This is a genomic window from Pseudomonas putida group bacterium ESBL64 (genome assembly GCF_045277175.1).
Taxonomy (GTDB): Bacteria; Pseudomonadota; Gammaproteobacteria; order Pseudomonadales; family Pseudomonadaceae; genus Aquipseudomonas; species Aquipseudomonas alloputida.
In genome coordinates, this window is sequence record NZ_CP145799.1 from 5,623,393 (window position 1) to 5,641,076 (window position 17,684).

General features: G+C 64.9%; 14 protein-coding genes. 6 read left to right on the top strand and 8 right to left on the bottom strand.

The annotated features are described in order from the left end of the window. The first annotated feature begins 28 nt into the window (after positions 1–28). From V6093_RS25500 to V6093_RS25520, 5 genes are all read left to right on the top strand, one after another. The gene (locus V6093_RS25500; RefSeq protein ID WP_003247227.1) at positions 29–1,069 is read left to right on the top strand and encodes a YCF48-related protein; all 1,041 of its coding nucleotides are present in this window, start codon (positions 29–31) and stop codon (positions 1,067–1,069) included. Continuing rightward, positions 1,066–3,465 (top strand): RND family transporter, encoded by a 2,400-nt coding sequence (locus tag V6093_RS25505; protein ID WP_003247228.1) that lies wholly within the window; start codon positions 1,066–1,068, stop codon positions 3,463–3,465. Before V6093_RS25500 ends, V6093_RS25505 begins: the two co-directional genes overlap by 4 nt. 151 nt (positions 3,466–3,616) lie before the next feature. Beyond that, a complete protein-coding gene (locus V6093_RS25510; protein WP_004577427.1) occupies positions 3,617–3,907 on the top strand; it encodes a DUF5629 family protein in 291 nt (96 codons plus the stop codon). Beyond that, entirely contained in the window at positions 3,873–5,003 is a 1,131-nt protein-coding gene (locus tag V6093_RS25515; protein ID WP_004577428.1) for a lactonase family protein, read from the top strand. Before V6093_RS25510 ends, V6093_RS25515 begins: the two co-directional genes overlap by 35 nt. Positions 5,004–5,125: 122 nt before the next feature. Next, positions 5,126–5,302 (top strand): hypothetical protein, encoded by a 177-nt coding sequence (locus V6093_RS25520; protein ID WP_003247232.1) that lies wholly within the window; start codon positions 5,126–5,128, stop codon positions 5,300–5,302. 72 nt (positions 5,303–5,374) lie between these two features. Here the strand turns inward: V6093_RS25520 and V6093_RS25525 are convergent, their stop codons facing one another. The 3 genes from V6093_RS25525 to V6093_RS25535 are packed head-to-tail and all read right to left on the bottom strand — an operon-like array spanning position 5,375 to position 10,844. After that, positions 5,375–5,968: a glutathione S-transferase gene (locus tag V6093_RS25525; RefSeq protein WP_017147821.1), complete on the bottom strand. Its 594-nt coding sequence runs from the start codon at positions 5,966–5,968 to the stop codon at positions 5,375–5,377. Continuing rightward, positions 5,965–9,609, bottom strand: a complete 3,645-nt coding sequence (locus tag V6093_RS25530) for an AAA family ATPase (protein ID WP_179052271.1) — start codon at positions 9,607–9,609, stop codon at positions 5,965–5,967. The genes V6093_RS25525 and V6093_RS25530 overlap by 4 nt, the downstream gene beginning before the upstream one ends. After that, positions 9,606–10,844, bottom strand: a complete 1,239-nt coding sequence (locus V6093_RS25535; protein WP_003247235.1) for an exonuclease SbcCD subunit D C-terminal domain-containing protein — start codon at positions 10,842–10,844, stop codon at positions 9,606–9,608. The genes V6093_RS25530 and V6093_RS25535 overlap by 4 nt, the downstream gene beginning before the upstream one ends. A 488-nt stretch (positions 10,845–11,332) precedes the next feature. On the opposite strand from V6093_RS25535, the gene V6093_RS25540 reads away from it, so the two are divergent. Beyond that, positions 11,333–11,764, top strand: coding sequence for a DUF2628 domain-containing protein (locus V6093_RS25540; RefSeq protein ID WP_003247236.1), 432 nt, complete (start codon positions 11,333–11,335; stop codon positions 11,762–11,764). Between the two features lie 72 nt (positions 11,765–11,836). Here V6093_RS25540 and V6093_RS25545 read toward each other — a convergent pair whose 3' ends face one another. From V6093_RS25545 to V6093_RS25565, 5 genes are read right to left on the bottom strand one after another with little or no spacing between them, the layout of a single operon-like run. Continuing rightward, positions 11,837–13,468 (bottom strand): BatD family protein, encoded by a 1,632-nt coding sequence (locus V6093_RS25545; protein ID WP_014860949.1) that lies wholly within the window; start codon positions 13,466–13,468, stop codon positions 11,837–11,839. After that, positions 13,465–15,180 (bottom strand): tetratricopeptide repeat protein, encoded by a 1,716-nt coding sequence (locus V6093_RS25550; protein WP_047604546.1) that lies wholly within the window; start codon positions 15,178–15,180, stop codon positions 13,465–13,467. Before V6093_RS25550 ends, V6093_RS25545 begins: the two co-directional genes overlap by 4 nt. Next, positions 15,177–16,253 carry a VWA domain-containing protein gene (locus V6093_RS25555; protein ID WP_014860951.1) on the bottom strand — a complete coding sequence of 359 codons (1,077 nt, stop codon included), beginning with the start codon at positions 16,251–16,253 and terminating at the stop codon, positions 15,177–15,179. Before V6093_RS25555 ends, V6093_RS25550 begins: the two co-directional genes overlap by 4 nt. Further along, positions 16,246–16,740 carry a DUF4381 domain-containing protein gene (locus V6093_RS25560; protein ID WP_003247240.1) on the bottom strand — a complete coding sequence of 165 codons (495 nt, stop codon included), beginning with the start codon at positions 16,738–16,740 and terminating at the stop codon, positions 16,246–16,248. The genes V6093_RS25555 and V6093_RS25560 overlap by 8 nt, the downstream gene beginning before the upstream one ends. Further along, positions 16,737–17,681, bottom strand: coding sequence for a DUF58 domain-containing protein (locus V6093_RS25565; protein ID WP_004577431.1), 945 nt, complete (start codon positions 17,679–17,681; stop codon positions 16,737–16,739). Before V6093_RS25565 ends, V6093_RS25560 begins: the two co-directional genes overlap by 4 nt. Positions 17,682–17,684 lie beyond the last annotated feature (3 nt).

The window sequence follows — 17,684 nt, forward strand, 5'->3', positions numbered from 1 at the left end:
CCAAAAAGAACACAACAAGGGGGCAGTCATGAGGGAACAGTTACGTACGCCAGCCAGGCGTGGTGCCTGGCCATGGGCAGCCAGCGCGATGCTGGCATTGGCATTGGGGGTGTGGGCAGACAGCGCCCAGGCCGCGGCCGCCGACGAATACTCCACCGAATCGGCCAAGGCCAGCCAAAGCCTGTTGATCGACGCCACCCATGCCGGCAAGCGCCTGGTGGTGGTGGGTGATCGCGGCCACATTCTGTTCTCCGACGACCAAGGCAGTACCTGGACCCAGGCCCGGGTACCCACCCGGCAATTGCTCACTGCTGTGTTTTTCCTCGACGACAAGCGTGGCTGGGCCGTCGGCCATGACGCGCAGATCCTCGCCAGCAGCGACGGCGGCGCCACCTGGAGCAAGCAGTTCGAAGACCTCGCCCGTGAAGCGCCCTTGCTCGATGTCACCTTCCTTGACGCCCAGCACGGCTTTGCCGTGGGGGCCTATGGTGCCTTGCTGGAAACAACCGATGGTGGGCAGCACTGGCAGGATGTGGCCGAGCGGCTGGACAACCCGGACCAGCTGCACCTGAACGGTATCGCCCACGTGCGCGATGCCGGCCTGTTCATCGTGGGTGAGCAGGGCGGCATGTTCCGCTCCACCGACAACGGCCAGACCTGGGCCAAGGTCCAGGGCCCCTACGAGGGCTCGTTGTTCGGCGTGATCGGCACCGCCAGGCCGCAGACCCTGCTGGCCTACGGCCTTCGCGGCAACCTGTTCCGCTCCAGCGACTTCGGTGACAGCTGGCAGCCGATCGAACTCAAGGCCGCGCGCGGTACCCTGGAGTTCGGCCTGGCAGGCGCTACGCTTGTCGATGATGGCAGCCTGGTGCTGGTCGGCAATGGTGGCAGCGTGCTGCGCAGCACGGACGACGGCCAGACCTTCAGCGTGTACAACCGTGCCGACCGCCTGGCCCTGGCCGGCGTCAGTGGCCTGGCCAACGGCGGCCTGCTGCTGGTGGGGCAGGGGGGTGTACACCTGGCCAGCGCCGAAGGGGCTGATCAGGCGGCCCGGGAGGTGCGCCCATGACCAGCAGGGAGAGCATTGCCATGCACCCGCATCACCAGGACAAGGCCACGCTGCTCGAACGTCTGATCTTCAACAACCGCCCAGTGGTCATCGCCCTGTGCGTGCTGGTCAGCATTTTCCTGTTCTGGCAGGCCACGCAGATTCGCCCCTCCACCAGCTTCGAGAAGATGATCCCACTGCAGCATCCGTTCATCGAGCAGATGATGGAGCACCGCAACGACCTGGCCAACCTCGGCAACACCGTGCGCATCTCGGTGGAGGCGGTGAACGGTGACATCTTCGACAAGGACTACATGGAGACCCTGCGTCAGATCCATGACGAAGTGTTCTACATCCCGGGTGTCGATCGGGCCGGGCTGAAGTCACTGTGGAGCCCCAGCGTGCGCTGGAGCGAGGTCACCGAAGAGGGGTTTTCCGGTGGTGAGGTCATCCCTAACACCTACAACGGGTCGCAGGACAGCCTCGATACCCTGCGCGACAACGTGCTCAAGTCAGGCCAGGTGGGGCGCCTGGTAGGCAACAACTTCAAGTCCAGCATCGTCGACGTGCCGCTGCTGGAGAGCTACCCCGACCCGCAGGACCCGGGCAAACAGGTGAAGCTGGACTACCAGCAGTTCTCTCACCTGCTGGAAGAGAAGATCCGTGACAAGTTCCAGGCGCAGAACCCCAATGTAAAAATCCACATCGTCGGCTTTGCCAAGAAGGTCGGTGACCTGATCGATGGCCTGGTGATGGTGGCGATGTTCTTCGGCGTCGCCCTGGTGATCACCTGGGTGCTGTTGTACTGGTTTACCTGGTGCATCCGCAGCACTGTCGCCGTGCTCATCACCACGCTGGTGGCGGTGGTCTGGCAGCTGGGGCTGATGCATGCGGTGGGCTTTGGCCTGGACCCGTACTCGATGCTGGTGCCGTTCCTGATCTTCGCCATCGGCATTTCCCACGGGGTGCAGAAGATCAACGGCATCGCCCTGCAGTCGAGTGACGCCGACAACGCCCTTACCGCTGCCCGGCGCACTTTCCGTCAGTTGTTCCTGCCGGGAATGATCGCCATCCTTGCCGACGCGGTGGGCTTCATTACCCTGCTGATCATCGACATCGGGGTGATTCGCGAACTGGCCATTGGCGCTTCCATTGGCGTGGCGGTGATCGTGTTCACCAACCTGATCCTGTTGCCGGTGGCCATCTCCTACGTGGGCATCAGCAAGAAGGCCATCGAACGCAGCAAGAAAGACGCGACCCGCGAGCACCCGTTCTGGCGCCTGTTGTCGAACTTCGCCAGTGCCAAGGTGGCGCCGGTGTCGGTGGTGCTGGCGCTGCTCGCCTTCGCCGGGGGCTTGTGGTACAGCCAGAACCTGAAAATCGGCGACCTCGACCAGGGCGCACCGGAGCTGCGCCCCGACTCACGCTACAACCAGGACAACAACTTCATCATCAGCAACTACTCGACCAGTTCCGATGTACTGGTGATCATGGTCAAGACGCCGTCGGAGAAGTGCTCGGTCCACTCGACCATGGCGCCGATCGACGAGCTGATGTGGACCATGGAAAACACCCCTGGCGTGCAGTCGGCGATTTCCTTGGTCACCGTTTCCAAGCAGGTGATCAAGGGCATGAACGAGGGCAGCCTGAAATGGGAAACCCTGTCGCGTAACCCGGACATCCTCAACAACTCCATCGCCCGGGCTGACGGCCTTTACAACGGCGACTGCTCATTGGCACCCGTGCTGGTGTTCCTCAATGACCACAAGGCTGAAACGCTGGAGCGCGTCACCGCCGTGGCCAAGGCGTTTGCCGACAGCCATGACAAGGAAGGCCTGCAGTTCCTGCTGGCGGCGGGCAACGCCGGTATCGAGGCAGCGACCAACGAAGTGATCAAGTCGGCCGAGCTGACCATCCTGATCCTGGTGTACATCTGCGTGGCAGTGATGTGCCTGATCACCTTCCGCTCGTTCGCCGCCACGCTGTGCATCGTGCTGCCCCTGGTGCTGACCTCGGTGCTGGGCAACGCGCTGATGGCCTACATGGGCATCGGGGTGAAGGTGGCGACCTTGCCGGTGGTGGCGTTGGGGGTGGGCATTGGCGTGGACTATGGCATCTATATCTACAGCCGCCTGGAAAGCTTCCTGCGTGCGGGGCTGCCGTTGCAGGAGGCCTATTACCAGACCCTGCGCTCGACGGGTAAAGCCGTGTTGTTCACTGGCTTGTGCCTGGCCATCGGCGTGTGCACCTGGATCTTCTCGGCAATCAAGTTCCAGGCTGATATGGGGCTGATGCTGACCTTCATGCTGCTGTGGAACATGTTTGGCGCACTGTGGCTGCTGCCGGCGCTGGCACGGTTCCTGATCAAGCCGGAGAAGATGGTGGGCAAGGAGGGGGGCTCGATTTTCGCCCATTGAATCGCAAGGGGGCCGCATTGCGGCCCAATTGCGACACAAGGCCGCTCCTCCACTAGGTTCGCGTGCCCGTGTGGAGGCAGCCTTGTGTCGCGATTGGGCTGCAAAGCAGCACCAGGGTTATAATGCCGCCACATCTTCCACAGGTACCCCCATGTCCCCCCTCGCCACCGCCCTGCAGTCCTGCGACATGCTCTTGATTGACGGCCTGCACGCCTTCGATTTCACCGCCGACGCATCCGGTCTCACCGTCGAATGCATGGACGGCCGCCAGCTTCGCCGCTGGTCCTTCACCCCCGAACAAGTCGCCGCCGCTATCGCCACCGGCGATGAATGGCAACTCAACGATGCCAACGGCGAGCATCGGCTAGTCTGTATGAGTGCCTTTCGTGCCCCGGATGATGACCAAGATGAACCGGACCTGGACGAGCCTGCTGACCGCTAGCCTGATGAGCCTGACAATCTCTGCCCACGCCGCCACCTTGCTGGTGGGCAGCTACACCGATGGCGCCAGCCAGGGTATCTACCGCTACCATTTCGACGACAAGGCCGGCCAAATCGGCCCCACGCCCCTGCAGGTGGTGAAAAGCGTCAGCCCTTCGTGGCTGGTGCTGTCGGCCGACCAGCGTCAGCTGTTCGCGGTGAATGAGACCCCGCAGGGCCATGCCAGCAGTTTCAGCATCAGCAGCAACGGCGAAATCAAGCCGCTCAACCAAGTGGTCACCCAGGGCGACGAGCCCACCCACGCCAGCCTCAGCCGTGACCAGCGCTACCTGTTTGTGGCCAACTACGCGGTCAACCCCGACCCCGGTGGCAGCCTGGTGGTGATCCCGGTGGCCAAGGACGGCACGCTCAAGCCCGTGGTGCAACAGGCCCGGCATAAGGCGAGCGGGGTCAACCCTGAGCGCCAGGCCGGTGCCCACGTGCATTCGCTGGTGCTGTCGCCGGATGGCCAGCACCTGTATGCCAGCGACCTGGGTGCCGACAAGGTGTTCATCTACCGCTACGACGGTGCCAGTGCGGACCACCCGCTGACAGCGGCGATACCTGCGTCCGTGGCCTTGCCGCCGGGCAGCGGTCCGCGTCACTTGCTGTTCGACGCCAAGGGCCGGCACGCCTACCTCACCCTGGAAATGAACGCCGAGGTGGTGATGTTCGATGTGCAGGACGGCAACCTGGTTGAACGCCAGCGCTTACCCCTGACCGAGCGCCAGGAGGCCGCAGCGAAGGCAGCAGGTGGCTTGCACCTGTCGGCGGACGGGCGCTTCCTGTACGTGAGCAACCGTGGCACAGCCAATGAAATTGTGGCGTTCAGCGTGGGCAAGCAGGACGGCCAGTTGACGTTCCTGCAGCGTCGCCCGGTAGAAGGTGATCACCCTCGGGAGTTTGCCCTGGACCCGAGTGACAACTTCCTGCTGGTGGCCAACCAGAAGAGCAACCAGATCGTGGTGATACGTCGCGATCCGCGCAGTGGCAAGCTGCTGGAGACGGTGCAGACGCTGAAGCAGGATGCACCCTCGGACCTCAAGTTCATCGAGTGATATCGATCAGCGTGATAATCGGTACTGCCGCAATGAATTTTTGCGTGCGGCCTCGGCGGCGTAAGTTTGACCCAAGGCCCAAAAGGGCCACCGTCAAACCACCGCCGTCGAGGTCAGCCCAGATGAACTTCAATCTCTTCCCGGTTATTGCCGCATCCGCCATTTCCGCATCGGTCGTCCTGCCAGCGCATGCCCATGCCGACAGCAGCAAGGCTTCTGCCACCCACAGCTACACCGAGCAGTACCTGCGCCAGAGCGCCAATTTCCATGCGGCCCTGAGTGGCAAGCACCACCACTGAGCCTTGTGCGGTGTCCTGTAGGAGCGGCCTGTGTCGTGACACAAGGCCGCTCCTACAAGGTATCGCGTGAACTTATTTGGCCATCACTGACCTGAACAGTTCCGAAGCCAGCCACCCCTCCAGCCAGCTCCGCACACGCGGATAAGCCGCCTCGGCGAACCACTGCGGTTCGACCCCGGCAAACTGGCGCATCAGGGGCAGCAACGCGGCATCGGCCATGCTCGGGTGGTCGGCCAGCAGGTAAGCCCGCCCCACCAGCAAGCCTTCGAGCTCCGCCAGCCAGGCCTCGGCCTGCTGGCGGTAATGCTCGCGGGAATGCTCCGGGTAACGTTCGGCATACTTGTACAGGTTCACGTGCGCCTTGAACGTGGTGTCATTGCGTGCAATCAGTGTTTCAGCCTGCTGCGCAGCCGCAGGGTTGGCCTGTAGCCGCCAATTCTGCGGGTCGTTTTGCGTCAGCGCCCAGCGCATGATGTCCAGGCTCTCTTCCAGTACCTCGGCACCGGTATCCAGCACCGGTACCGTGCCCTTGGGCGACAAGGCCAGCAGCTCTGCCGGCTTGTTCTTCATCGCCACCTCGCAGATTTCCACCTCGCAGCCGGCATAGCGCAGGGCCAGGCGCGCACGCATGGCCCACGGGCAGCGGCGGAACGAGTAGAGGATCACCCGCACACCTCCACGTCACTGAGGCCATTACCCTGGCGCCGCACCTGGATCTGGACCGGGATGCGCTCGTGCATTTCCTGTACGTGGGAAATCACCGCCACTTTGCGGCCCTGGGCTTGCAAGCCGTCGAGGGCGTCCATTGCCAGTTGCAGCGACTCGGGGTCGAGGCTGCCGAAGCCTTCGTCGATGAACAGCGACTCGATACGCAAGGTGCTGGACGCCATCGACGCCAGGCCCAGCGCCAGGGCCAGCGACACCAGGAAGGTTTCCCCGCCCGACAACGAGTGCACCGAACGCAGTTCGTCGCCCATCTCGGTGTCCAGCACCAGCAGGCCAAGGGCGCTGCCGCCGCGCTTGAGGCGGTAGCGACGGGCCAGCTGACGTAGCTGGGCGTTGGCGTGGTGCAGCAGCAGATCAAGGTTGTAGCCTTGGGCGATCTTGCGGAACACATCACCGGAGGCCGAACCGATCAGGGCATTGAGGCGGGCCCAGCGTTGCCACTGCTGGTGGGCCTGTTCGATTTCTGCCGCCAGCGCCTGGTGGGCCTGCTGCCGGCGCTGATCGTCGGCCTGTTGTGCACGCAATTCGGCGCATTGCTGCTCATGGTTGACCAGCCGCCCGCGCAGCTCGGTCAGGGCGTGTTCCAAGGCTTCGGCCGAGGTGTCCACGGTCATTTGTGCGGCGTGTTGTTGCAGGCGCTGCTCACGTTCCTGCAGCAGCACGCGGCCCTGCTCGATGGCTTTTTCCGCGGCTTGCAAACGCTGGCGCAATTCATTGACTTGCGCGTCATCCATGGCCAGCAGGCGATCGAGGCCGGCATCGTCCAGTTCCGGATGCTCGCTGCGCCACTGGGCGATCTGGGCCTGCAACTGTTGGCATTCGGCATCCAGTGCCTGTTGTTGCTGGGTATTGGCCTTGAGCTCGCTGGCCAGTTGCACGCCTTGGGTGCGCAGATCTTGCAGGCGCTGGGCGGTGTCGGCATCGAGGGCGCGGGCTTGTTCCAGCGTGGCTTCCATATGCTGCTGCCAGGCTTCGGCACTGGCATGTTCGCCTAGCAGCTCGCCGAGCGACGCCTGGGCCTGCTGGCGCTGTTCGTCGAGGGCCGCGAGTGTGTGTTGCAACTGCTGCAGGCCTTGCACGCGCGCCTGTTGCTGATCGCGCAGTTTGTCCAGCTGGGCTTGCCGGGCTTGCTGTTCTTCCTGTTCGTCCTTGCGCTGTTCCAGTTGCTGCAGGCGCTGGGCAATCTGCTGGTCGAGGGCGAGGAAGGCATTGGCCGGGTCGTCGTTGAGGGCCTTGAGCGCTTCCTCTGGCAGTACGCCGGCCAGGTCGTTCAGGCCTTGCTGCAACAGCTGTTCGTCGTTGGCCAGGGCCTGGTGCTGTTGCTCCAGATGGCGTTGGGCCTGTTGCTGGGCGTCGTGGGCCGCCTGCAATTGCTGGTTCAGGCGGGCGGCGTCTTTTTGCAGGGCCAGCAGGGCGCTCTGGCGTTTCTCGTCCTGGCTGATTTCTTCATCCAGGCGACGCAGCTGGCTGTCGAGCCAGGTGCTACGGGCCTTGTCGTCCTGCGGGGCGAGGGCTGGCCATAGGCTGTGTGCCTGTACCTGAGCCACCAGCGGTTGCAACTGTTCGCCCAGTTGCTGCTGTTGCTGCTGAAAGTCCTTGAGCTGGGCATTGACCACACCCAGCTGGGTACGCAGCTCCACCAGCTTGTTGTTGAGCGTTTCGACCTGCTTCTGCGCGGCGTGCTCTTCGGCCTGGTCATGGCGACCCAGGCTCTGCAGCAGCGCTTCTGGCTGATGGAAGGGGTGTTCGGCGCTGCCACAGACCGGGCAGGGTTCGCCGTCACGCAGTTGGTCACGCAGTTCTTCGACGCTGGTGTTGCGTGCCAGGCGTTGCCGTTCCAGCAGTTGACGGGTGAGGATCAACGCCTGCTCGGCGGCCTCCAGCTCGGCCTTGGCGGCGGTGCCTTCGGTAATCAGTTGCTGGCGTTGCAGCATGGCCTGCTGCTGTCGTTCGCGCAGGGCATCCAGCTGCTGGCGCAGCTCCTGTTCACGGCCGTGCAGGCGTGACATTTCTTCTACGGCGCGCTGCTGTTTGCGGTTGTCCTGCAGCATGCCGCCGAGCAGGTCGATCTGTTCGGCCAGGGCCTGGGGTTCGGCCTTGGCTTCACGGAACAACAGGTCGTAGGCGTCGCGCTCGGCCTGCAGGTGCGCATTGGCCTGGCTGGCCTGGGCCTGCAAGCCGGGTAGCTCTTCTCGGCCCTTGGTCAGGCGGCCACCGATCAGCATCACCTGTTTCAGTTGCGGCAGGTAGGCGTGCCAGGCATTGGCCAGGCCCGCCAGGTGCTGGCTGTCGGCAAGCGCGGTGTCGATCTGCGCCAGTTGCTGCACGCTGCGCTGCTGGTTGTCTTCCAGCTGCTGCAGTTGCTGCTGGCCGTCAGCGACCTGTTGTTGCGCCTGTTGGCTGATGCTGCGCTGGGCGGCCAGCTCCTGGTCCAGGCGTGCCAGACTGTCCTGCGCGGCAAAAGCCTGGCGCAGGCGCGGCGCGTTCTCGCTGTGCTGGGCCTGGCGGTCGGCAAGCGCTTGGCGCGCAGTGTCCAGCGCCTGTTCGAGTTCGCGGGTGCGCACCTGCAGTTCGGCTTGCTGCTGTTGCTGTTCGGCCATTTTCGCGGCCACTGGCGCCAGCTGTGCGCTCAGGGCCTGTCGGCGGTGGAACTGGTGACGCTGTGGGGCCAGGCGCTCCAGACGTGCCAGGTCCAGGCGTGGTTCGGCCAGCTGTTGCCAGTCCAGTTCGGCGGCCTGCAGCGTGGTGCTGGCTTCGGTGTGTTGGGCCTGTAGCTGGCGTTGTTCATTCAGCCAGTTGCGTTGCTGCTCCAGTTGGCGCTCGCCGGCCTGGTCGGCCTTGAACTGCTGTTGCGCCTGCTCCAGGCGCTGGTCGAGTTCGGTACGGGCCTCGGCAGCCATCGGCAGTAGATGGTTGGCGCGTTCTTTCAGGGCGTTGTGCGCCTCGCCGGCTTCGCGCGCCTTGCTGAAGGCACGCTGGCCCAGGCGGGTGTAGATCGCGGTGTTGGTGAGCTTTTCCAGCAACTCGCTACGGTCTTTGTCGTCGGCCTTGAGGAACGCGCCGAACTCGCTCTGGGCCAGCATCACCGCACGGGTGAACTGTTCAAAGTTCAGGCCCAGACGGGCTTCGACCAGTTGCTTGTATTCGTTCTTGCCACTGCCGAGCACTTGCTCGCTGTCGAGGTCGTAGAAGCTTTGACGGCTGTGCTGCAGTTTGCCGTTGGCCTTGTCGCGGGCGCGGTTGGCTTCCCAGCGGGCGCGGTAGCGGCGGCCGTCGATGCCGACGAAATCGACCTCGGCAAACCCGCTGCCGGTGCCACGGCGCAGCAGGTTGCGCGGGTCGGAGGTGGGGATGTCGCCGTCGGCGTCCGGCACCTTGGCCTCACGGCCAATGGCATTGAGGCGCGGCACGGTGCCGAACAGCGCCAGGCACAGGGCGTCAAGCAAGGTGCTCTTGCCCGCACCGGTAGGCCCGGTGATGGCGAACAGGCCAGCGCTGGCCAACGGTTCTGCGGTGAAATCGATGTCGATCGGGCCGGCCAGCGATGCCAGGTTCTTCAGGCGGATGGCGAGAATCTTCATGGCTGTTCCTCTTCCTGCTGCACGTCCTGCAACAGCAGGGCGAAGTCGGCCAGCGCCTGCTCGTCGGCGGGGTTGCCGTAGGCTTGCTCCCAGGCGCGGCTGAACAGGTCTTGCGGGGTCATCTGGGCCAGTTCGACAAAGGCCAGGTCATCGTCCTCGGCGTTGTTGCGGCCGGCGTACTCGGCGCTGATGCGGATCAGCCGTACCGCCTTGCCTTCAAGCGCGGTTTCGATCTGCTGGCGCAGGTCAGGTTGCGGCTCGTCGAGCATCACCCGCACCTCCAGCCAGGGCTGGCGGTTGGGGTCTTCAAGCAGGTCGACCACGGGCAGGTCGGCCAGTTGCTGCAACAGCTCGCCCAGCGGTGCCGGGCCCACCCGTTGCAGGGCCACGGCGCGTGGTACGGGGCGTGGCTCGACGCTGACCAGGCCGTTGCCGTCCAGCTCCACTTCCAGGACCTGGTGCGGGTAGTTGATTTCGGCGAACGACAGCGGGATTGGCGAGCCGCTGTAGCGGATGCGTTCTTCGCGGTTGACCTTCTGCGGCTTGTGCAGATGGCCCAGGGCGACGTAGCTGATAGCTTTGTCGAACAGCTTGGCCGGCAGTGCCTCGGCGTTGCCGATGATCAGGCTGCGTTCGGAGTCTTCCGACACCGCGCCACCGGCCATGTGCGCGTGGCTGATGGCGATCAGCGCCTGGTCTTTCTTGCGTTTCTTCAGGGCGGCGGCGATCAGTTGCTGGTGCACCTGGGTGATGCCTTGCAGGTAATCGTCACCCAGCTGCGGGCCGGTGACTTCGGCCGGCCGCAGGAAGGGCAGGGCCAGGCACCAGGCAGCGACCTTGCCCCGGCCGTTGGTCAACGGAATCAACAGGCGCTCGGCATCCAGCTGACCCTCGTCCAGCCAGTGCACACGGCCCAACGCATGGGTGCGCAGGCGGCGCATGAGTGCGGCGGGCAGCTCGATGCGCGAACCGGAGTCGTGGTTGCCGGCGATCATCACAATGTCCAGCTTGGGCTGTTGCTCATGGGCCTGGACGATGAAGTCGTAGAGGCGTTCCTGGGCTTTGACGGGTGGGTTGACGGTGTCGAAGATGTCGCCCGCAATCAGCAGCGCATCCGGCTGGCGCAGGCGCAGCTGGCCGAGCAGCCAGTCGAGGAAGCAGGCGTGTTCGAAGTCGCGTTCCTGGCCGTGCAGGCTTTGGCCCAGGTGCCAGTCGGAGGTATGAAACAGACGCATGGATGACCTGTTGGTGTCGAGTCGAGCAAGCGAGGGCTTGGCTTGGGTGATGGGTGTTGCGCAAGGGCGGTATGGTAACCCAAGCACGGGGCCGCTGTGCGGCCCGAAAGTTCAGCGCTTGATCTCATAGGCGCACGGTGCTGGTTGTCCTACAGGCAAGCCCGCGCATTAAACCCCTTGTTCATGGATGGCATTGGCTTATCGCGGTAGCGTCCTGCGACTCCAGGCGTTGACGCGGGTTGCCACGTTGGTTCCATGAAAAGCTGACATTGATAGCAGGGTGTCGCTCATCTCGGTTTGCCCCACGGACGTGTCGCGGCAAAGCGTCGAGCACACGCTCGGCCATTTCCGCCTTGAACGTTCTGTGAGCTGGCTCTCGCTTTGCACCAGGGATCAAGCTTGCCCTCAAAAGTAGGCTGATTTACCCTCCAAAACGGCCATGATCACGGCTATTCGAAACCCACGGACGACAATCACAGGAGTCACCAATGGAAGGCATCCCTCAGACCCAATCATCCCCGGATAACCTCAAGCCAAAATGGCGGGAGCGTTTCGCCTTCTTCGATCAGTACGGCGCCCCCACCTCCGAGTCCTACAAAGCCGCATTCCGCGCCTTGCCATTCGGGAAGAAGTTGCTGATCAACAACAATTTCATAGCCTTTTTCTTCGGCCCGATCTATTGGTTCGTGCTGGGGCTGTGGAAGAAGAACCTGGTCATGCTGGCCATCATCATCGGCATCGGGCTGCTGCTGAGCGTCTATGAGGTGGCGACGGGCAGCGAAATCCCGCGTCCTCTGGATAACGGTATCAGCATGGGGTTTGCGTTTCTGTACAGTTTCCTGACCAACCGGGCCTATTACCTGAAGCAGGCCAAAGGGCAGCAGAGCTGGAACCCGTTCGAGGGGCAGCGGTTCATCTGACTCGGCTGGTACATTCGGCAAGCATTGTCAGGGGCGGCCATGAGCTGAAAATTCGCAACCAGCCACTGCGCATCACTTGGGATAGAGCGGCGGCAAGCTGCCGCTCTCGCCCGCCGGCAGCAACACCTGCTCAGCTGGCGGAATGGTACCAATCGCCCGCCACAAATCCTCCCCCTGCCAATACTGCCCGCTCTCGCTGTACAACGCCCCGTTCAACCCATCCAGCGCATCCGACAACGGCACGAAGCGCGCCGCCATCTCGGCCAGGGTTTCCGGTTGCTGCCGGGCCCAGGCATCCAGCGCCTGGCGCGTAGCCTGGGGGTCGTTGGCCTGGCATGCGCGCTTGAGGTCGTCCAGCAAGGTGCGTGGGCTTGGCCCGTTCTGCGCGGTGCGCAGCACCGCTGGCCGCGAACGGGCGCGCCACCACAGGGCAAAGCCCAGCACGGTGGTCAGGGCGAGTACCAGTGTGGACAGCTGCCAGGGCCACAGCAGGGTGCTGGCGCTGCTGTTGTCGCCCACCGGGGTGTCGGCGCTCAGTGCCGGGTTGTCCAGCACGTTCAGCGTGCGCGCTGGCAGGCTGCTGTGCTCCAGGTGGTCTTCGCGGGTGTTCCACCAGGCCACTTCCAGCGCCGGCAAGGCCAGCGTGCCGCTGTGGGTCGGCACCAGGGCCTCGCGCTCCTCGCGGTTGGCGGTCATGCCCCGTTCGCTGATTTCGTTGCGCAGCAGCGGCTGGTCAGGGTAGCGGCGCAGGCCGATGATTTCTGTGGCCGGCAGCGGCGGCAGTTGGGTGCTGGACAAGCCTTCGGCACGCAAGGTGATGTTGCGCGTCAGCGAGTCGCCAATCTGTACTTGCTGGCTGCCCGGGTCGGGGCTCCAGTGCTCTTCCAGGGTCAGGCTGCTGGCTGGCAACCACGGCAAGCCAGCCGGCCAGGCTGCCGGAATCGGCCGTACCGTGAGGCGCAAGGGCAGCGAGCTGACCTGCACCTGGTGGCCGGCGCGGGCCGTGCCATTGGCCTGCGCTGCTTCGTCGCTGCTGGCAGCTGCCGTGGCGGTGAACGTCAGCGACGGGATATCGAGGGTGCCGCTTTGCTGGGCATACACCGCATAGCGGGTTTCGATCACGCCGTGACGCACGCCGTTGATTTCCTTTTCATACGTGCGCGACTCGCCCAACGGCTCGACCTTGGCGTTCTCCAGTTGCAGGGGGCTGAGGCTGCTGTCGTCGTACAGCGCTACCGAGTGGTAGATGCGCAGGGTCAGCACGGCTTGGGCTTGGACATAGACGTCATGGCTGTCGAGGGTCGCTTCGATGAAGACCTGAGCGTTGTCCTGGCGGCTGGCATCGGCCTGCAGCACTTGCAATTCGATGGCCTGGCTGTGCGACTGGCCCAGCTGCAGCTCGGGGATGCGCAGGCTACCGCTGCGCCGTGGCAGCAGGGTGATGATCCAGCGGGTGCTGGCGCGGGTTTCGCCGTCCAGGGTGTGCAGGCTGTTCAGCTGGCGCGTGCCGCGCACTTCGAAGTCACCTTCCAGGGCGCGCAGGTCAGGCTTGCCGAACTGGGTGACGTCCTGGCTTTCCAGGGTCAGTTCCAGGCTTTCGCCCGCTTCCAGGCGGGTGCGGTCGACGCTGGCCTGCAGCAGCGGTTCGGCGTGGGCCAGTACGGCCCATAGCAGGGTGAGGAGAAAGACGCCGAAGCGACTCATCGTGATTTTTCCTGATGCAATTGCTGTTCATACCAGAATTTGCGTCGCAGCAGCTCTGCCGGGTTGTCGGGAATTTCCCGCAGCCATTGCTCCAGGGCTTGGCGCTGTTCGCCGTCGAGGCTGGTCGACACCGGGCGCTGTGGCGGCTGGATGACACTGTCGTCGCCGGCCTGGTTGCCGGGTGCGGCCTGGCTGTTGCTGCTGCTTTCGCCGGGTTGTTCGGGGCTGGCCTGTTGGTCGTCGCCGGGTGTGCCTTGGGCCGGGCTGCTGGCCGAGCTGCTGTTGCCTTCGGTTTCGCTGCCGGGCGTGTCTTGGGCATCGCTGCCGGGCGGTTGTTCCTCGGTCTTGGCTTCACGTTGCTGCAGCAGTTGCTGCACCAGCGCCTGGTTGTCCAGCGCGGCCTGCAGGTCGGGCTGACGCTCCAGGGCTTGCTCGTAGGCATCCAGGGCGGCGTCCAGCTCGCCACTGTGGGCCAGGGCATTGCCTCGATTGTAGTGGGCTGCTGCAGTGTCGCCTTGGGAAAATGCCTCGGCGGCACCGGCATAGTCGCCGGCCTGGTACAGGGCCATGCCGCGCCATTGCGGATTCTGGAAGTGACGCGCAGCGCTGGCCGGGCGGTTTTGTTCCAGCAGCTTCTGACCTTGCTGGTCGGGGCGCAGCCACAGATCGTTGAGCTCGAAAGCCTGGCCAGGCTGCGGCAAGGCCAGCAGCAGCGGCAGGCAGAACAGCCAGCCGCGCCGGCCGGCGCAGGCGGCCAGCAGCAACAACGGAATCAGCAGCCAGTAACCTTGGTCGGCCCAGCTGTCCAGTTGCAGGGTCTGGCCGTCATTGCGCCCGCTCCGCGGGTTGTCGAACAGGCCCAGGCCACGCAGGTCAAGGTCGTCGATGCGGGCGTGCCGGTAGCGCCCGCCCGTGCCGCTGATAAAACCCTTCAGGCTGGCGCTGTCCAGGCGAGGCAAGAGGATGCCGCCCTGGTCGTCTTTAAGGTATTCGCCATTGGCCTGGCGCACCGGGGCGCCTTCGCGGCTGCCGATGCCCAGCATCAGCAGGCTTGGGCCTTGGCGACCTAGGGCCTGGGTGATGCCCTGGCGCTCGGCGGCGCTGAGTGCCGAGCCTACCAGCAGCAGGCGGCCTTGGCCGAGGCCGCTCTGGGCCAGCAGCGCCAGGCCTTTTTGCACAGCCAGGTCGGCACGCTGGCCGGGTTTTGGCATGATCGACGGGTCGATGGCCTCGAGCAAATTGCGGGTGGTGGCCAGGTCGTCGGACAGCGGCACCAGGGTGTGCGCGGAGCCGGCATACACCACCAGCGCCGTCTGGCTGTCGCGGCGGTGTTCAAGCAGGTCGAGGATCTTGCGCCGGGCCTGTTCCAGGCGGTTGGGCGGGCTGTCCTCGGCGAGCATTTGCGGGGTCAGTTCGAGCAGGATCACCAGGGGGTCGGCCGGGCGCTGACGGCTTTCTTCCAGCCGCTGCCAACTGGGCCCGAGCAGCGCCAGGATCACCAGTAACCAGGCGAGGCCCAGCGCCACCCACGGCAGTTTGCTGGTGCTGCCGCTGCCGCCACCCAGCAGTACACCATGGAAGGCGGGTGGCAGAATCATCTGCCAGCGCCCGGCACGCTTGCGCCGGTGCCACAGCTTGTACAGCAGCCAGCCGAGCACGGGAACCGCCAGCAGCCAGAGCGGGCGCAGCCATTGGGGCCACAAGTCGATCATCGCCGCCTCCTTAAACGCAGGCGCTTCAAGCGCTGGCGCCATTCCGGGTGCGGCTGCAGGAAGCGCGGCTTGCGCAGCAGGCGCTGCAACAGGTTGTCGGGCCACTGCACGGCTACCACCAGCAACACGCTGAGCAGCAGCGCCAGCGCCAGGGGCCAGGCGTACAGGGCCTGGGCTGTGCGCGCCTGGGTCGGTTGCTGGGCTACTGGCTCCAGTTGGTCGAGGGTATCGCCGATAGCGTCCAGTTCGGCGCCGTCATGGGCACGGAAGTAGGCGCCGTGGGTGATGTCGGCAATTTCCTTGAGCGCGGCTTCGTCCAGGTCCAGGCTCGGGTTGAGGCCGAGCAGGCCTGGGGTGCCACTGGCTTCGGGGTTGGCGCCGATACCGATGGTGTAGATGCGCACGCCTTCCTGGGCCGCCAGGCGGGCGGCTGTCAGCGGGTGAATCTGCCCGCCGTTGTTGGCACCGTCCGTGATCAGCACCAGCACCCGGCTTTGTGCCGGGCGTTCGCGCAGCCGTTTGACCGCCAGGCCAATGGCGTCGCCGATGGCGGTGTTCTTGCCGGCGATGCCGATCTGCGCCTCGATGAGGAAGGTGCGCACGGTGCGCCGGTCAAAGGTGAGCGGCGCCTGCAGGTAGGCCTGGCTGCCGAACAGGATCAGGCCCACACGGTCGCCTTCACGGTCTTGCAGGAAGTCGCCCATCAGCGCCTTGACCAGGTCGAGGCGGCTGATGTCCTCGTTCTTCCACTGCATGTCGGGGAAGTCCATCGACCCGGACACGTCCACCGCCACCAGCAGGTCGCGGCCGCTGGCGGCGATCGGCACCGGTTCGCCCAGCCATTGCGGGCGAGCGGCGGCGCACAGCAGCAACAGCCAGATGACGACGAACGGTGCCTGCTGGCGCCAGGTGGGCAGGTTGAGCCGTGCGCGGCGCCCGGCCAGGCCTTCCAGCTCGTTGAGGAAGCCCACCTTGAGCACCGGTTCACCGCTGTCGGCGGCGGGCAGCAGCAGGCGCACCAGCCATGGCAGCGGCAACAGGGCGAAGACCCACGGCCAGGCCAGTTCAAACATGCTTGCGGATCCAGGTTTCGACGGCTTGGCTGAGCCCGGCGATGGCCTTGTCATCGAGCTTGCACTCGGGTTTATAGGCGCCTTCGACCAGTACCATCCAGCGGGTCAGGCCGGCGGCCGGGCAGCGGTTGTCGAGAAAGGCCAGCCACTGGCGGCCGTTGAGGGTGTGACTGTTGGCGCCTGGGTAGTGGTTGCGGCACAGGCGTTTGAGCAAGGCGTTGATCTGTTGCAGCCAGGCGCCGGCCGGGGCGCCGTCATACGGGCGTGGCAGGCGGGCCAGCTCGGCCAAGGCCTCCAGGCGTACCGGGTCCAGGGGTTGTTCGGCGCGCACGATGCGGCGTTTGCCTGGGCGCCAGCGGCGCAGCCGCCACAGGCCCCAGCCCAGGAGTGGCAGGACGGCCAGCAGCAGCCACCAGCCTGGTGCGGGTGGCCACAGGCTGACCGGTGCCGGGGCGATCAGTGGGTGCAACTGGTCGAGCGGGTTCATGACGCGCTCCGTGGACGCTGGGCGTTCAGGTACTCGCGCAGTTGCTCGATCATTTCGCTTTGCGTGCTCAGTGGCATCAGGACCACCCTCAGCTTTTGCGCCATCAGCTCCCAGCGCTCGATGCGGGCCTCGGCCTGCTGGCGGTAGGCCTGGCGCAGGTTGGCGTCGAGGGTGTCGAGCTCCAGCTGGGCGCTGCGCTGGGCGAAGCGCAGCAGGCCGGCGGCGGGCAACGCGTGGTCGAGCGGGTCGGATACCGGCAGCAACAGCAGGTCGCAATGCCGTGAGAGCATGGCCAGGTGCTGTTCCACCTGGGCGCTGAGCGAGCGCTCATCGCAGATCACGATGGCCAGGCTGCCGGGGCGTAGCACTTCGCGGGCGCGGCGCAGGGCCAGGCCGAGGCTGTCGGCCCCGGGTATGGCTTCGGTGTGCAGTGACTGGTTGACCTTTGCCAAGCGGTTGAGCAGTTGCAGCAGGCTCTGTTTGCTGCGTCGGGGCTTGATCTCGTGGTGTTCGTTGTCGCCGAACACCAAGCCGCCGATGCGGTCGTTGTGGCCCAGCGCTGCCCAGCCGAACAGTGCCGCCGCCTGGGCCGCCAGCACGGACTTGAACATCAGCCCTGAACCGAAGAAAAGCCGTTGGCTTTGTTCGACGAGGATGAAGATCGGCCGCTCGCGTTCTTCGTGGAACAGCTTGGTGTGCGGCTCCTGGGTACGCGCAGTGACACGCCAGTCGATGTTGCGCACATCGTCGCCGGCCTGGTAAACGCGCACCTGGTCGAAGTCCACGCCGCGCCCGCGCAGCCTGGAATGGTGCAGACCGACCAGCGGGCTGCGCTGGCCGGGCTTGGAAAACAGCTGGATTTCGCGCACGCGGTGGCGCATGTCGATCAGCTCGGCAAGGCCAATGCGGATGCCGTGTTCGGCCAGCTGCGCAGTGGGCATGGG

Bases quoted from the DNA above. Each gene is read 5' to 3' on its own strand.
- V6093_RS25560 (WP_003247240.1), bottom strand. From the start codon at position 16,740: ATGAACCCGCTCGACCAGTTGCACCCACTGATCGCCCCGGCACCGGTC.
- V6093_RS25550 (WP_047604546.1), bottom strand. From the start codon at position 15,180: ATGATCGACTTGTGGCCCCAATGGCTGCGCCCGCTCTGGCTGCTGGCG.
- V6093_RS25515 (WP_004577428.1), top strand. From the start codon at position 3,873: ATGAACCGGACCTGGACGAGCCTGCTGACCGCTAGCCTGATGAGCCTG.
- V6093_RS25540 (WP_003247236.1), top strand. From the start codon at position 11,333: ATGGAAGGCATCCCTCAGACCCAATCATCCCCGGATAACCTCAAGCCA.
- V6093_RS25500 (WP_003247227.1), top strand. From the start codon at position 29: ATGAGGGAACAGTTACGTACGCCAGCCAGGCGTGGTGCCTGGCCATGG.
- V6093_RS25565 (WP_004577431.1), bottom strand. From the start codon at position 17,681: ATGCCCACTGCGCAGCTGGCCGAACACGGCATCCGCATTGGCCTTGCC.
- V6093_RS25505 (WP_003247228.1), top strand. From the start codon at position 1,066: ATGACCAGCAGGGAGAGCATTGCCATGCACCCGCATCACCAGGACAAG.
- V6093_RS25555 (WP_014860951.1), bottom strand. From the start codon at position 16,253: ATGTTTGAACTGGCCTGGCCGTGGGTCTTCGCCCTGTTGCCGCTGCCA.
- V6093_RS25510 (WP_004577427.1), top strand. From the start codon at position 3,617: ATGTCCCCCCTCGCCACCGCCCTGCAGTCCTGCGACATGCTCTTGATT.
- V6093_RS25530 (WP_179052271.1), bottom strand. From the start codon at position 9,609: ATGAAGATTCTCGCCATCCGCCTGAAGAACCTGGCATCGCTGGCCGGC.
- V6093_RS25545 (WP_014860949.1), bottom strand. From the start codon at position 13,468: ATGAGTCGCTTCGGCGTCTTTCTCCTCACCCTGCTATGGGCCGTACTG.
- V6093_RS25535 (WP_003247235.1), bottom strand. From the start codon at position 10,844: ATGCGTCTGTTTCATACCTCCGACTGGCACCTGGGCCAAAGCCTGCAC.
- V6093_RS25520 (WP_003247232.1), top strand. From the start codon at position 5,126: ATGAACTTCAATCTCTTCCCGGTTATTGCCGCATCCGCCATTTCCGCA.